13 protein-coding genes and 1 other annotated feature are annotated in these 13,274 nt (G+C 53.2%); of the genes, 6 read left to right on the plus strand and 7 right to left on the minus strand.

The window, feature by feature from the left end; translation table 11 throughout:
* Positions 1–5 precede the first annotated feature (5 nt).
* From dgcN to ACNQ0W_RS21530, 3 genes are all read right to left on the minus strand, one after another.
* Complete coding sequence (dgcN, locus tag ACNQ0W_RS21520; protein ID WP_047052207.1) at positions 6–1,226, minus strand: diguanylate cyclase DgcN; 1,221 nt, start codon at positions 1,224–1,226, stop codon at positions 6–8.
* On the minus strand, positions 1,219–1,755 hold the full coding sequence (locus tag ACNQ0W_RS21525; RefSeq protein WP_062933584.1) for a YfiR family protein: 537 nt from the start codon (positions 1,753–1,755) through the stop codon (positions 1,219–1,221). Before ACNQ0W_RS21525 ends, dgcN begins: the two co-directional genes overlap by 8 nt.
* A 153-nt stretch (positions 1,756–1,908) precedes the next feature.
* Positions 1,909–2,283 (minus strand): DUF2799 domain-containing protein, encoded by a 375-nt coding sequence (locus ACNQ0W_RS21530; protein WP_062933585.1) that lies wholly within the window; start codon positions 2,281–2,283, stop codon positions 1,909–1,911.
* A gap of 212 nt (positions 2,284–2,495) precedes the next feature.
* On the opposite strand from ACNQ0W_RS21530, the gene aroF reads away from it, so the two are divergent.
* From aroF to ACNQ0W_RS21545, 3 genes are read left to right on the plus strand one after another with little or no spacing between them, the layout of a single operon-like run.
* Positions 2,496–3,566 (plus strand): 3-deoxy-7-phosphoheptulonate synthase AroF, encoded by a 1,071-nt coding sequence (aroF, locus tag ACNQ0W_RS21535; protein ID WP_062933586.1) that lies wholly within the window; start codon positions 2,496–2,498, stop codon positions 3,564–3,566.
* Positions 3,567–3,576: 10 nt separating this feature from the next.
* Positions 3,577–4,698 carry a bifunctional chorismate mutase/prephenate dehydrogenase gene (tyrA, locus tag ACNQ0W_RS21540; RefSeq protein ID WP_006811631.1) on the plus strand — a complete coding sequence of 374 codons (1,122 nt, stop codon included), beginning with the start codon at positions 3,577–3,579 and terminating at the stop codon, positions 4,696–4,698.
* A 60-nt stretch (positions 4,699–4,758) separates the two neighbouring features.
* A complete protein-coding gene (locus ACNQ0W_RS21545; RefSeq protein WP_062933587.1) occupies positions 4,759–5,631 on the plus strand; it encodes an SMP-30/gluconolactonase/LRE family protein in 873 nt (290 codons plus the stop codon).
* Here ACNQ0W_RS21545 and pheA read toward each other — a convergent pair.
* From pheA to bamD, 4 genes are all read right to left on the minus strand, one after another.
* Entirely contained in the window at positions 5,628–6,788 is a 1,161-nt protein-coding gene (gene pheA, locus ACNQ0W_RS21550; protein ID WP_062933588.1) for a bifunctional chorismate mutase/prephenate dehydratase, read from the minus strand. The genes ACNQ0W_RS21545 and pheA overlap by 4 nt on opposite strands.
* A 30-nt stretch (positions 6,789–6,818) precedes the next feature.
* Positions 6,819–6,944: a sequence feature (Phe leader region), on the minus strand.
* Positions 6,896–6,943 carry a pheA operon leader peptide PheL gene (gene pheL / locus ACNQ0W_RS21555; RefSeq protein ID WP_100229775.1) on the minus strand — a complete coding sequence of 16 codons (48 nt, stop codon included), beginning with the start codon at positions 6,941–6,943 and terminating at the stop codon, positions 6,896–6,898. (Overlaps the previous feature by 48 nt.)
* Positions 6,945–7,048: 104 nt before the next feature.
* Positions 7,049–7,390, minus strand: coding sequence for a ribosome-associated translation inhibitor RaiA (raiA, locus tag ACNQ0W_RS21560; protein WP_003863162.1), 342 nt, complete (start codon positions 7,388–7,390; stop codon positions 7,049–7,051).
* A gap of 267 nt (positions 7,391–7,657) precedes the next feature.
* Positions 7,658–8,395, minus strand: a complete 738-nt coding sequence (gene bamD / locus ACNQ0W_RS21565) for an outer membrane protein assembly factor BamD (protein ID WP_003863164.1) — start codon at positions 8,393–8,395, stop codon at positions 7,658–7,660.
* Between the two features lie 131 nt (positions 8,396–8,526).
* Here bamD and rluD point away from each other — a divergent pair, with 131 nt between their 5' ends.
* From rluD to clpB, 3 genes are all read left to right on the plus strand, one after another.
* The gene (gene rluD, locus ACNQ0W_RS21570; RefSeq protein ID WP_003863165.1) at positions 8,527–9,507 is read left to right on the plus strand and encodes a 23S rRNA pseudouridine(1911/1915/1917) synthase RluD; all 981 of its coding nucleotides are present in this window, start codon (positions 8,527–8,529) and stop codon (positions 9,505–9,507) included.
* Positions 9,504–10,235, plus strand: a complete 732-nt coding sequence (gene yfiH / locus ACNQ0W_RS21575) for a purine nucleoside phosphorylase YfiH (protein WP_062933589.1) — start codon at positions 9,504–9,506, stop codon at positions 10,233–10,235. Before rluD ends, yfiH begins: the two co-directional genes overlap by 4 nt.
* Positions 10,236–10,364: 129 nt before the next feature.
* Positions 10,365–12,938 (plus strand): ATP-dependent chaperone ClpB, encoded by a 2,574-nt coding sequence (gene clpB, locus ACNQ0W_RS21580; protein WP_017692862.1) that lies wholly within the window; start codon positions 10,365–10,367, stop codon positions 12,936–12,938.
* The last annotated feature ends 336 nt before the right edge of the window (positions 12,939–13,274 follow it).

The raw sequence follows: 13,274 nt of genomic DNA on the forward strand, positions 1-13,274 counted from the left end.
TCCTTTCAGGATATTGTTTTCGAACGCTGGTTTTTGACCAGATACATATTGCGATCGGCTTGTTCCAGTAAGGCCTCAACGGAGGCATTTTCCCACGCCAGAGCATAGCCAATGCTGAGTGACATTGATGCTGTGTGCCCGTTATGCAGATCAAACGGACGGATAAATTGCTGCGACAGCGCAGCGCAAATATATTCGACCTCACGCGCGGTGTGGACGCCGTAAAGGATCATGGCAAATTCGTCGCCGCCAAGACGGTAAGACTGATGACGCTTTTCGCCAAACTCGACCATCCTTTTGGCGGCTTCGATCAGTACGCAGTCGCCCGCGGCATGACCCCAGGTGTCATTGATAAACTTGAAGTTATCACCGTCCAGGAAGAGCAGGGCGGAATTGGTTTTTGCCGAAGCGTCATTCATCAATGCTGCAATGTTGTTGCGAAACGCGGCGCGGTTTGCAAGCCCCGTGAGCGGATCGTGCATGGCGGTACGCAACAGTTGAGCGTTTTTCGCCTGTAGCTTGAGCTGCCACTCTTCCATTTCATCCAGCAGGCTGTTGAAGTCTTCTCCAAACTGGTGGAACTCTTCAATGCGGCCTTCCGTTACCCGGCGAGAGAAGTTGCGGTTGGTGCGAACATCATGCACAACGTCAGTGATGTTTTGCATTTCAACAACCATGCCATGATGTAGCGAGCGGGTGATGGTCAATGCGACGGCAGAGGCAAAAAGAATGCAGCCGGTGAGAACCGCAAACGAGAGCCAGATAAAGTGGCTAATCAGGCTGTCTCGTGCGGTCAGACGAATTTCGCCAATCACATTGCCGTTATGTATGATGGGCTGTGCGACAGGAACAGGGAACAACCACCGGTTGACCAGCGCGCCCAGCGTGTCGGTATTATCCGCCGGGTTCCACGACCACCATGCAAACCGTTTATGATGTGCGTTAAGCACTTCCGCCACGGCAAACTGCCCCTGCTTGCCGAGGGTCGCCAGCGTTTCATTTGCCGCCACGGCATCGTTGAACACCAGAGAGGCTTCAAGGCTGTGGCTCATGGTGGCGCCGGTAAGTTCGAGGTTTTTTTGCGCATATTGCTTTAATGTCACCACGGAAGCGAAACACAGCAGCAACCATATAAACGTCATCGTTATAATGACGCTTATCATGCTGATTCGCCGCAACGTTCTTTTAAACGTCGGACGCGGTGTTGGTGCGACTTCCTTATTCATGCTTCTTATTCCGTGCGAGCATTAATACATCCGGATTGACTCTTACGCCACTGCGCGCCAGCGCATCCAGATTTACGGAAAACCTGACCTGGTTGTGCTCTATTATCAGACAAAATGCGCTGCCAATAACGCATTCAGGATTTTGTTCTGACATTAATAGCAACGCCTGGCCATGATACTGATTTATTATTTCCTGTTGTTTTGCCGGCGACTCACTCCCGAAATAGAGGGCATCACACCTTGCGGTGAGTGCTTCCCGATCGCTACGCACAATGACAGGACTATAGGGCAACGGGTTGTGTTCATCTTCACTGCTGAGTGCCTGTCTGTAATGGGAAGAGGCATAAATACAGAGCTTAGGCTGGCCGGACAGTGCGGGCCATCGGGTGTAGCTCACAATACCAGAAACAATCGAACGTACTGATTTATCCGTTTCCGTGAACGAGCCTGCCGTTGCAGGGGCCACTAAAATGAACAGCATTAGCGCCAGGGGGAGTCGGAGCAAAGCGATCAAGATTGCATTTCTCATCAGAATCCGCCAAACCGCCCCGGAAATAGATGTCCTTAAGAATTGTCGGCAGAATACCATTGTTTATCAAAGCCGTCATTATGTCAGAAATATCCCTGTTTTGACCTAAGCTAAATCTTACAGTGAACTATATTCATAGGAATTCAGGCAGGCTCAATTAAGCCTGCTGGAACGCATACTTTCATCCATTCCTTGTTGCCAGGATTCATGCAGTTTTACTGCATTTTCAGTTGTATCGCAGCTGGCAGGAAATGATTTACCCGCTAATCCCCACGCGTGAATAAAGCCCTCTTCGCATATTTTTTTCTGTCCATCAGCGTAGCCACGAAGATATTCCCCTCGATCAACCTGAGAGTCATTAAAACTATCGGCCAGCGCCTGGTTATCTTTAACCGGAACACCATTCATAGCGTCTTCTTTACCGGCCGTGAACCAGTCCGGGTTGGTCCAGTCAGGCTGAAAAGTGTAAGGATTGAGCTGGCAACCCGATAAAACCAGCGGCAACAACATAAAAGCAATTAAACGCATGGCTATTCTCCTTTTTGTGAGCATAGCCTGGCTTATAACGGCGTGTGTGTAATTTTAACTTTACGGTTTTAGACCATGATTTTTGCCATTAAAGGGTTGCTGTAAAGTAATATGTACGTATTTTGGATTGAAATCTTTACTTTATGTGATATCGTTGTGTCACCTCTTCGAGGAAAACCACTATCGCAAACGAGTTTGACAGGATCGCAATCATGCAAAAAGACGCGCTGAACAACGTACATATCACTGACGAACAGGTGTTAATCACCCCGGATCAACTGAAGGCGGAATTCCCGCTGAGCGTCGCGCAGGAAGCTCAGATTGAGCACTCTCGCCAGACCATTTCTGACATTATCGCTGGCCGCGATCCGCGCCTGCTGGTGGTATGTGGTCCTTGCTCTATTCACGATCCTGAAACCGCCATTGAGTACGCTCGTCGATTTAAAGCATTAGCGGAGGAGGTCAGCGATAGCCTCTATCTGGTGATGCGCGTCTATTTTGAGAAGCCACGTACGACCGTTGGCTGGAAAGGGTTGATCAACGATCCGCACATGGATGGCTCGTTTGATGTGGAAACCGGCCTGAAGATTGCGCGTCGCCTGCTGGTGGAGCTGGTCAGCATGGGGCTGCCGCTGGCAACCGAGGCGCTGGATCCGAACAGCCCGCAGTACCTCGGCGATCTGTTTAGCTGGTCTGCGATTGGGGCGCGCACCACCGAGTCACAAACCCACCGCGAGATGGCATCTGGCCTGTCTATGCCGGTTGGTTTTAAAAACGGTACCGACGGCAGCCTGGCGACGGCGATTAACGCCATGCGCGCCGCCGCCATGCCCCATCGTTTTGTCGGGATCAACCAGGCGGGCCAGGTATGCCTGCTGCAAACGCAGGGCAACCCGGACGGGCATGTGATCCTGCGCGGCGGTAAAGCGCCAAACTACAGCCCGGCGGATGTCGCGCAGTGTGAAAAAGAGATGGAACAGGCGGGACTGCGTCCGGCGCTGATGGTAGATTGCAGTCATGGTAATTCGAATAAAGATTACCGTCGCCAGCCTGCGGTTGCAGAATCTGTGATTGCTCAGATTAAAGATGGCAACCGTTCCATTATCGGCCTGATGATTGAAAGTAATATTCATGAAGGCAATCAGTCATCTGAACAGCCGCGTAGCGCGATGAAGCCCGGCGTCTCGGTCACCGATGCCTGCATTAGCTGGGAAACCACCGATGCGCTGTTGCGTGAGATCCACAAAGATTTGAAAGGCCAGCTGGCGACGCGTCTGGCATAAGAGGGTAGTTATGGTTGCTGAATTGACCGCATTACGCGATCAAATTGATGAAGTGGATAAGGCGTTGCTGGATCTACTGGCGCGCCGCATGGCACTGGTTGCTGAGGTCGGCGAGGTTAAAAGTAAATACGGCCTGCCGATTTACGTTCCGGAGCGCGAGGCCTCTATGCTCGCCTCCCGCCGTAAGGAGGCGCAGGCCCTGGGCGTTTCACCTGATTTGATTGAGGACGTCCTGCGTCGCGTGATGCGCGAGTCCTATTCCAGCGAAAACGACAAGGGCTTCAAAACCCTCTGTCCGTCGCTGCGTCCGGTGGTTATCGTCGGTGGTGGCGGGCAGATGGGGCGTCTGTTTGAGAAAATGCTGACGCTTTCTGGCTATCAGGTGCGTATTCTGGAGAAAGAGGACTGGTCGCACGCGCCGGAGCTGATGAAAGACGCCGGAATGGTTATCGTCAGCGTGCCAATCCATGTGACGGAGCAGATAATCGCGAAACTTCCTCCGCTGCCGGAAGATTGCATACTGGTGGACCTGGCCTCCGTTAAAAATGGTCCGCTACAGGCAATGCTGGCGGCGCACACCGGGCCCGTGCTTGGGTTACACCCGATGTTTGGCCCGGACAGCGGAAGCCTGGCGAAGCAGGTAGTGGTTTACTGTGACGGACGGCAGCCGGAAGCCTACCAGTGGTTCCTGGAACAGATCCAGGTCTGGGGAGCACGTTTGCACCGCATTAGCGCGGTAGAGCATGACCAGAACATGGCGTTTATTCAGGCGCTGCGCCACTTTGCAACCTTCGCCTACGGGCTGCACCTGGCGGAAGAGAACGTTCAGCTTGAACAATTGCTGGCGCTTTCCTCACCAATCTATCGTCTGGAGCTGGCGATGGTCGGGCGACTGTTTGCCCAGGATCCGCAGCTTTACGCCGACATCATCATGTCATCTGAAAATAACCTGGCGCTGATCAAGCGCTATTATCAGCGTTTTGGCGAAGCGATCACCTTGCTGGAACACGGCGATAAACAAGCCTTTATCGACAGTTTCCGTAAAGTGGAGCACTGGTTCGGTGATTACGCCACGCGATTCCAGAGTGAAAGCCGCACGCTGTTGCGCCAGGCAAATGACAGTCGCCAGTAATGCGATGATGTATATACTGAAAGCCAGCATCGCTGGCTTTTTTCATTTTGGGGAACTGTCATGGCTGAACCGCAGCTGCTGTTGAACTATACCGGGCATCTGCCCGAATGCCCGACGTGGAGTGCAGAAGAGAAGGCGCTCTACTGGGCGGATATCCTGGAAGGGGAGATCCATCGGTACCATCTGCCCACCGCAGAGCACTCGGTGCTCTCATTCCATGAAGAAGTTGGGTGTTTTGCCCTGCGTGAACGCGGCGGATTTATCGTCGCGATGCGAAACGCCATCTGGCTGACCGATAAGCACGGCCTGCTACAACGTAAAGTTTGCGATAACCCATCCAACCCGCAGCTTGCACGCTTTAACGATGGCGGTACCGATCATCTGGGACGGTTTTATGCGGGCACGTTCTGGGGGCCGGGAGATTATAACGGCGCCATGCTGATGCGTATCGACAACGACCTGACGCCGAAAGTGATTCAGTGCGATATTCACGGGCATAACGGTTTAGCGTTTAGTCCTGACAAACGGTGGATGTTTACTTCTGATACGCCGAACGGCGTGATCTACCGTACGCCGCTTGATGAGCAGGGAGAACCCGGTAAGCGCGAAGAGTTTCGCCGGTTTAGCGAGGGAGAAGGTATACCCGACGGTGCGGCAATGGATGAGGAAGGCTGCTACTGGAGCGCACTGTTTGACGGCTGGCGTATCGCACGGTTTTCACCGCAAGGCGAACAGCTGGAAGAGTATCGGCTGCCGGTACGCTGCCCGACAATGGTCTGCTTTGGCGGCGACGATATGAAAACGCTGTTTATCACCACCACGCGGGAAAATATGGAGGCGGAGGAGCTGGCGAAATACCCGCTTTCCGGTGCCATCTTCACCCTGCCTGTAAATGTGGCAGGGATGAAGAAAAGCCGCTTTATCGAACGTTAAGCCGGATCGACCGGGACCACGGTTTCGCTCGGATAGCAGCCCAGCACTTTCATGGAGCGGGTGATCTCGCCCAGTTCGCGCAGGGCTTTCTGCATGGATGCAGACTCCAGGTTGGCCTGAACGTCGAGATAGAACATCTCTTCCCACGGGTTGCCATGGATTGGACGGGATTCCAGCTTCGTCATGATTAGGTTGTGATTACGCAGCACCAGCAGCGCTTCAACCAGCGCACCCGCCTGCTGGCCGGTCGCCATCAGCAGGGTGGTTTTCGCCGGGACCTGGTCCGACACGTTGATGGCCTTGCGGGCCAGAACCACGAAACGGGTGATGTTCTGCGTCTGGTTGGCCAGATTGCGTTCCAGCACCTGTAAGCCATACAGCGCGCCGCCCGCTTCGCTACCGAGAGCCGCGACGGCAGGAGAGTTTGCCTGCGCCACTTTTTCCATCGCCGCTGAGGTGCTTTCGGTGTACTCAATTTTCCAGTGCGGATAACGGTTCAGGAACTGGCTGCACTGCTGGAACGGCTGCGGGTGGCTGTACACCGTTTCGATCTGACTCAGATCGGTTGAGCCAGAGACCAGCACGCAGTGATCGATAGGGATAGTCAACTCGCCGACTAACGACAGGCTGGTGTGCTGGAGCAGATCGTAAACATCGTTGATGGCGCCGGAACTGGTGTTCTCAATTGGCACCACGGCGTAATCGGCCTGGCCGGTTTCGACCTGGTTGAAAATGTCTGCAAATTTCGCGCAACCGCTCTCAATAAACTCTTCGAAATGGCGGGCTGCGTACTGGCGGGCCGCCAGATGAGAATAGGAGCCTTTCGGACCGAGGAAAGCGATACGAGCAGAGTGCGGGTTGGTTTTGTTCAGATGCTGCTGGAGCAGGGCTTGTTGCGTCAGAACGGAATCTTCGATGATAAGCTGGAACAGGCGGGTGATGTAGTGGGCATCCAGATGATGCGCTTTGCCGAGTTGAATCAACCGTTCCAGTAAATCACGTTCGCGATCGATATCGCGCACCGGCCGATGGGACTCGAGCTTGGCTTTGCCCACTTCAACGGCGAGCGAGCGGCGTTCTGCCAGCAGGGCCAGTAATTTTTCGTCGAGCGCACTGATTTTTACGCGTAAATCCAGGAGCGGGTTTTCCGGTGTCATAGTGTTGTCTGTCTCATTTTATCGTTATCAATAAAAAAGGCCTCCCGGTGTGGGAGGCCTTGTTGTTCGTCTTCGCATTCTTTATCACACGACGAAACGCCTCCCGGTCAGGGGAAGGTAAAAAAGAATGCGAAGAAAAACGGCGTCTGTTTCATAAGGTCATCCTGAAATTGATAGGGTTAAAGTACCTGTACTGTTTTGATCCTGTCAATAAAAAACGCGCCCGAAGGCGCGTTGTCGGTACACTCAATTTTAGAGGATTACTCTTCTTCAACTTCTTCCGCGAAGCTGGCGTCTTTCACCGAGGTTGCGGCGCGACGTGCTTCACCTTTGTGTTGCACTTTATTGAGCTGCCGTTCCAGCTTGTTGATCAAATCGTTAATTGCGGTGTACATATCCTCGTGTTTTGCGCTGGCGACCAGATGGCCGTTTGGAGTATTGATAGTTGCATCAGCGATGAAACCCTGCGGCTCCTTGGACAGGATGATATGTGGATTAATCAAATGTGTTTGCCATTTATCCAGTTTGGCGAGACGGTCTGCGACGTGCTGGCGGATTGCCGGAGTAATTTCCATTTGTTTACTGGTAATGTTCATTGTCATAAATTTTACCTCTTGTCTTTCCGTCTTGGTGATTCCAGCATACCCGACCTAATGTCAAAATGTGTGATTTAGATCACGTTATTTTGTCGGTTTTTGTCAGGGAATCTTTTTTGTGAGGCAGGGCAGGAAGAGGTGAGATTTACCTTGTCGAAGTCAACAAATGCGGTCATAGTTGAATGGATGTGTTGAAGCTAAACCGCTTCAGCGTAAGTCTGAAAGGATAAAAAAACGGCAGCCCGCGGGCTGCCGTTATGCGTTGTAGCGGTATCAGGTGTTGCTGCTGTTCGCGGCGATGATTTTCGCCACTTTGTCAGCCTGAGCCGTCATCTGCATCTGGCGATACGCATTTTCCATCAGCTTCAGGCCATCACGCGTGGCCTGGGTGTCCGGATAATCACGCAGCATGCCTTCTACACGGTTAACCACGGCAACCCATGCGCCACGGCGGGTGTAGTATTCCGCAACGGAGTACTCATATTTCGCCAGACGATCTTTCAGGAACACCAGACGCTTAGTGGCATCGGTAATGTACTGGCTGTTCGGATAGCTGCGCACCAGTTTGGAGAAGTCATTGAAAGCATCACGCGCATGTTGCGGGTCACGGTCGGAACGATCCACCCCGAAGAAGCCCTGCAATGCACTGTCATCCAGCGCCATGTTAGTCAGGCCGCGCATGTACATTACGTAATCGATGTTAGGATGGGTAGGGTTCAGACGCATGAAACGATCGATCGTTGCCTGAGCCAGCGGCAGATCGGCATTTTTGTAGTAGGCGTAGATAAGATCTAACTGTACCTGCTGCGAATACGGACCAAACGGATAGCGATTATCCAACGCTTCCAGTTGCGTTATCGCCTGTTTCCAGTTACCGTCCTGCAACTTTTGTTGTGCAGTCGCATAGATTTCATTCGGCGGATTGTCAGGGACCTGTTCATTCGAACCGGAGCAGCCCACCAAAGCCAGGCTCAACGTGGCCGCTGCCACCAGATATTTCATGCGCGTCATGACGTTTTGACTTTCCTCAAATGTTTGTCCGGGAGAAACTCAGTTCCTGCTCCCGATTAAGACCAGCTACAATAGCACACTATATTAAACGGCAAAGCCGTAAAACCCAACGTTAAACGAAGAAGCAGTTTATGGCACAACGAGTAGAACTCACCGCAACAGTCTCCGAAAATCAGCTCGGTCAACGCTTAGATCAGGCTTTGGCCGAATTGTTCCCTGATTATTCGCGTTCACGCATAAAAGAATGGATCCTTGACCAGCGCGTGCTGGTAAACGGCAAGATCTGGGACAAACCTAAAGAGAAAGTGTTTGGTGGGGAAGCTGTCGCCATCAATGCTGAAATCGAAGAGGAAATCCGCTTCGAGCCGCAGGATATCCCGCTGGATATCGTCTACGAAGATGACGATATTCTGGTCATCAACAAGCCGCGCGACTTTGTTGTTCATCCGGGCGCGGGCAATCCTGACGGTACGGTACTTAACGCTCTCCTTCATTATTATCCACCAATTGCCGACGTACCGCGTGCCGGTATCGTTCACCGTCTGGATAAAGACACCACGGGTCTGATGGTGGTGGCGAAGACGGTTCCCGCCCAGACTCGCCTGGTGGAATCGTTGCAACTGCGCGAAATCACCCGTGAATATGAAGCGGTGGCGATTGGTCATATGACCTCTGGCGGCACGGTGGAAGAGCCTATCAGCCGTCACCCAACCAAGCGTACGCATATGTCCGTACACCCGATGGGTAAACCGGCGGTAACCCACTACCGCATCATGGAACATTTCCGTATTCATACGCGCCTGCGTCTGCGTCTGGAAACCGGGCGTACTCACCAGATCCGCGTGCACATGGCGCATATTACCCATCCGCTGGTGGGTGACCCGGTTTACGGCGGTCGTCCGCGTCCACCAAAGGGCGCATCGGATGAATTCATCTCCGTGCTGCGTAAATTCGATCGCCAGGCGCTGCATGCGACGATGCTGCGTCTTTACCACCCAATCACCGGAATTCAGATGGAATGGCATGCACCGATCCCACAGGATATGGTGGAACTTATCGACGCGATGCGCGCAGATTTCGAAGAACATAAGGATCACGTAGACTGGTTATGACCAAACTGATTGTCCCGGAATGGCCACTGCCTGAAGGCGTGGCCGCCTGTAGTTCGACCCGTATCGGTGGTGTGAGCCAGGGCGCGTGGGAGTCTTTGAACCTCGGTGCGCATTGTGGCGATAACCTGGAGCACGTTGAAGAGAACCGTAAACGTCTCTTTGCTGCGGGAAACCTTCCTTCAAAACCGGTCTGGCTTGAGCAGGTGCACGGTAAAGTGGTGCTGAAGCTGACGGGTGAGCCCTATGCGTCTAAACGCGCCGATGCTTCGTACAGCAATACGCCGGGAACGGTTTGCGCGGTGATGACCGCTGATTGCCTGCCGGTGCTGTTCTGCAATCAGGCAGGAACTGAAGTGGCTGCTGCCCACGCCGGATGGCGAGGCCTGTGCGAAGGCGTGCTGGAAGAGACCGTTGCCTGCTTCCAGGACGATTCTGCAAATCTCATTGCCTGGCTTGGCCCGGCGATTGGTCCGCAGGCATTTGAGGTCGGGCCCGAAGTGCGCGATGCCTTTATGGAAAAAGATCCGCAAGCGGTCGAAGCGTTTGTGGCTTCCGGAGATAAATATCTGGCCGATATTTACCAGCTTGCCCGCCAGCGCCTGAATAACGTCGGCGTGACCCAAATCTTCGGCGGAGATCGCTGTACTTTCACCGAAAAGGGTGATTTTTTCTCCTATCGTCGCGACATGACGACAGGCCGTATGGCAAGTTTCATTTGGCTGATATAACCTAAAGAATCAAGACGATCCGGTACGCGCCGTTTTCTTTTCACATAATTCAGGTTATTAACCTTGAATAATTGAGGGATGACCTCATTTAATCTCCAGTAGCAAATTTGACCTGTTATGGGAGGAGTTATGCGTCTGGATCGTCTTACTAATAAATTCCAGCTTGCTCTCGCCGATGCCCAGTCCCTTGCACTGGGGCACGACAACCAATTTATCGAACCTCTTCATTTAATGAGCGCCTTGCTGAATCAGGAAGGGGGATCGGTACGTCCTTTATTAACGTCCGCTGGCATTAATGCCGGCCAGTTACGCACCGCCATCGATCAGGCGCTGAGCCGTTTACCGCAGGTAGAAGGTACCGGTGGCGACGTGCAGCCGTCGCAGGATTTGGTGCGCGTGCTGAACCTTTGCGACAAGCTGGCGCAAAAACGTGGGGACAATTTTATTTCGTCAGAGCTGTTTGTTCTGGCGGCGCTTGAATCACGAGGTACCTTGACCGACCTGCTGAAATCCGCCGGTGCAACCACCGCCAATGTGACCCAGGCGATTGAGAAAATGCGCGGAGGTGAAAGCGTGAACGATCAGGGAGCCGAAGACCAACGTCAGGCTTTGAAGAAATTTACGGTCGACCTGACCGAACGTGCCGAGCAGGGCAAACTTGACCCGGTGATCGGCCGTGACGAAGAAATTCGCCGGACTATCCAGGTACTGCAACGCCGTACTAAAAACAACCCGGTGCTGATTGGTGAGCCAGGCGTCGGTAAAACCGCCATTGTTGAAGGGCTGGCGCAGCGTATCGTTAATGGCGAAGTGCCCGAAGGGCTGAAAGGCCGTCGCGTACTGGCTCTGGATATGGGCGCGCTGGTGGCTGGGGCGAAATACCGCGGTGAATTTGAAGAGCGTCTGAAAGGCGTGCTGAACGATCTGGCGAAACAGGAAGGTAATGTCATCCTGTTTATCGACGAATTGCACACTATGGTGGGGGCGGGTAAAGCTGACGGCGCAATGGATGCCGGGAACATGCTGAAACCTGCGCTGGCACGTGGTGAACTTCACTGCGTCGGCGCCACTACGCTGGACGAGTATCGTCAGTACATTGAAAAAGATGCCGCGCTGGAGCGTCGCTTCCAGAAGGTGTTTGTCGCTGAACCAAGCGTTGAAGATACCATCGCCATTTTGCGTGGTCTGAAAGAGCGTTATGAGCTGCACCATCACGTGCAGATCACTGACCCGGCCATCGTTGCGGCGGCGACGCTTTCGCATCGCTACATTGCCGACCGCCAGTTGCCGGATAAAGCCATCGACCTTATTGATGAAGCGGCGTCCAGCATCCGTATGCAGATTGACTCGAAACCGGAAGAGCTGGACCGGCTCGATCGCCGTATTATCCAGCTCAAGCTGGAACAGCAGGCGCTGAACAAAGAGTCTGATGAAGCGAGTAAGAAACGCCTCGATATGCTCAATGAAGAACTGGACGAGAAAGAGCGTCAGTATTCTGAGCTGGAAGAAGAGTGGAAAGCTGAGAAAGCCTCCCTCTCTGGCACCCAGACAATCAAGGCGGAGCTGGAGCAGGCGAAAATTGCCATTGAGCAGGCGCGTCGCGTAGGGGATCTGGCACGGATGTCCGAGCTACAGTACGGCAAGATCCCTGAGCTGGAAAAACAGCTTGAGATCGCCACGCAGTCGGAAGGCAAAACCATGCGTCTGTTGCGTAATAAAGTGACGGATGCCGAGATTGCCGAAGTGCTGGCGCGCTGGACGGGCATCCCTGTGGCTCGCATGATGGAAAGCGAACGCGAGAAACTGCTGCGTATGGAGCAGGATCTACATCAGCGCGTCATTGGACAGAACGAAGCGGTCGAAGCGGTATCTAACGCCATTCGTCGTAGCCGTGCGGGGCTGTCCGATCCGAATCGTCCAATCGGCTCGTTCCTTTTCCTGGGGCCAACCGGTGTCGGTAAAACCGAGCTGTGTAAAGCGCTGGCTAACTTTATGTTCGACAGCGATGACGCGATGGTGCGTATCGATATGTCCGAGTTTATGGAGAAACACTCCGTCTCGCGTCTGGTCGGTGCGCCTCCGGGATATGTCGGTTATGAAGAGGGCGGTTACCTGACGGAAGCGGTTCGTCGTCGTCCTTATTCCGTCATCCTGCTGGATGAAGTGGAAAAGGCTCATCCTGACGTGTTTAACATTCTGTTGCAGGTGCTGGATGATGGGCGTCTGACGGACGGGCAGGGAAGAACGGTCGACTTCCGTAACACGGTGGTGATCATGACCTCGAACCTGGGTTCCGATTTGATTCAGGAACGCTTCGGTGAGCTGGATTACAGCCATATGAAAGATCTGGTGCTGGGTGTGGTCAGCCAAAACTTCCGTCCGGAGTTCATCAACCGTATTGATGAAGTGGTCGTGTTCCATCCGCTGGGTGAGAAACACATTGCGTCGATTGCGCAGATCCAGTTGCAGCGTCTGTACAAACGTCTGGAAGAGCGTGGGTATGAAATCCACATTTCCGACGATGCGCTGAAACTGCTGAGCGAGAATGGTTACGATCCTGTTTATGGTGCGCGTCCGTTAAAACGTGCTATCCAGCAGCAGATCGAAAACCCGCTGGCACAGCAAATCCTCTCTGGGGAGCTGGTTCCGGGCAAAGTTATCCGTCTGGAAGCCAACGACGATCGCATTGTGGCAGTGCAGTAAGTCACAAAACGCAAAAACGAGCCGCTTGCGGCTCGTTTTTGTTTAAAAACCAGGCGAAAATTGTGGTCTGGGATGTGATTTGCCTGGAAAGTGAGCAGTCGGTAATTAATTTGCAATTTATCCTTGCAGGTTCGGAATTACTCCCTATAATGCGCCTCCACTGACACGGAACATCGGCACGCAAGCCGCCGGGTCAGCAGAGAAAAGCAAAATAAACGCTTGACTCTGAAGCGGGAGAGCGTAATATGCACACCCCGCGCCGCAGCGAAAACGAAGCGGCACTGCTCTTTAACAATTTATCAGACAATCTGTGTGGGCACTCAAAGTGACATGGAT

The sequence above is a fragment of the Enterobacter cloacae complex sp. 6730903 genome, from assembly GCF_048283985.1.
Lineage (GTDB): Bacteria > Pseudomonadota > Gammaproteobacteria > Enterobacterales > Enterobacteriaceae > Enterobacter > Enterobacter hormaechei_C.

Coding starts and splice junctions, on each gene's coding strand:
- ACNQ0W_RS21525 (WP_062933584.1), bottom strand. CDS start 1,755: ATGAGAAATGCAATCTTGATCGCTTTGCTCCGACTCCCCCTGGCGCTA.
- yfiH (WP_062933589.1), top strand. CDS start 9,504: ATGACCAAACTGATTGTCCCGGAATGGCCACTGCCTGAAGGCGTGGCC.
- raiA (WP_003863162.1), bottom strand. CDS start 7,390: ATGACAATGAACATTACCAGTAAACAAATGGAAATTACTCCGGCAATC.
- pheA (WP_062933588.1), bottom strand. CDS start 6,788: ATGACACCGGAAAACCCGCTCCTGGATTTACGCGTAAAAATCAGTGCG.
- ACNQ0W_RS21530 (WP_062933585.1), bottom strand. CDS start 2,283: ATGCGTTTAATTGCTTTTATGTTGTTGCCGCTGGTTTTATCGGGTTGC.
- ACNQ0W_RS21545 (WP_062933587.1), top strand. CDS start 4,759: ATGGCTGAACCGCAGCTGCTGTTGAACTATACCGGGCATCTGCCCGAA.
- clpB (WP_017692862.1), top strand. CDS start 10,365: ATGCGTCTGGATCGTCTTACTAATAAATTCCAGCTTGCTCTCGCCGAT.
- aroF (WP_062933586.1), top strand. CDS start 2,496: ATGCAAAAAGACGCGCTGAACAACGTACATATCACTGACGAACAGGTG.
- tyrA (WP_006811631.1), top strand. CDS start 3,577: ATGGTTGCTGAATTGACCGCATTACGCGATCAAATTGATGAAGTGGAT.
- dgcN (WP_047052207.1), bottom strand. CDS start 1,226: ATGAATAAGGAAGTCGCACCAACACCGCGTCCGACGTTTAAAAGAACG.
- rluD (WP_003863165.1), top strand. CDS start 8,527: ATGGCACAACGAGTAGAACTCACCGCAACAGTCTCCGAAAATCAGCTC.
- bamD (WP_003863164.1), bottom strand. CDS start 8,395: ATGACGCGCATGAAATATCTGGTGGCAGCGGCCACGTTGAGCCTGGCT.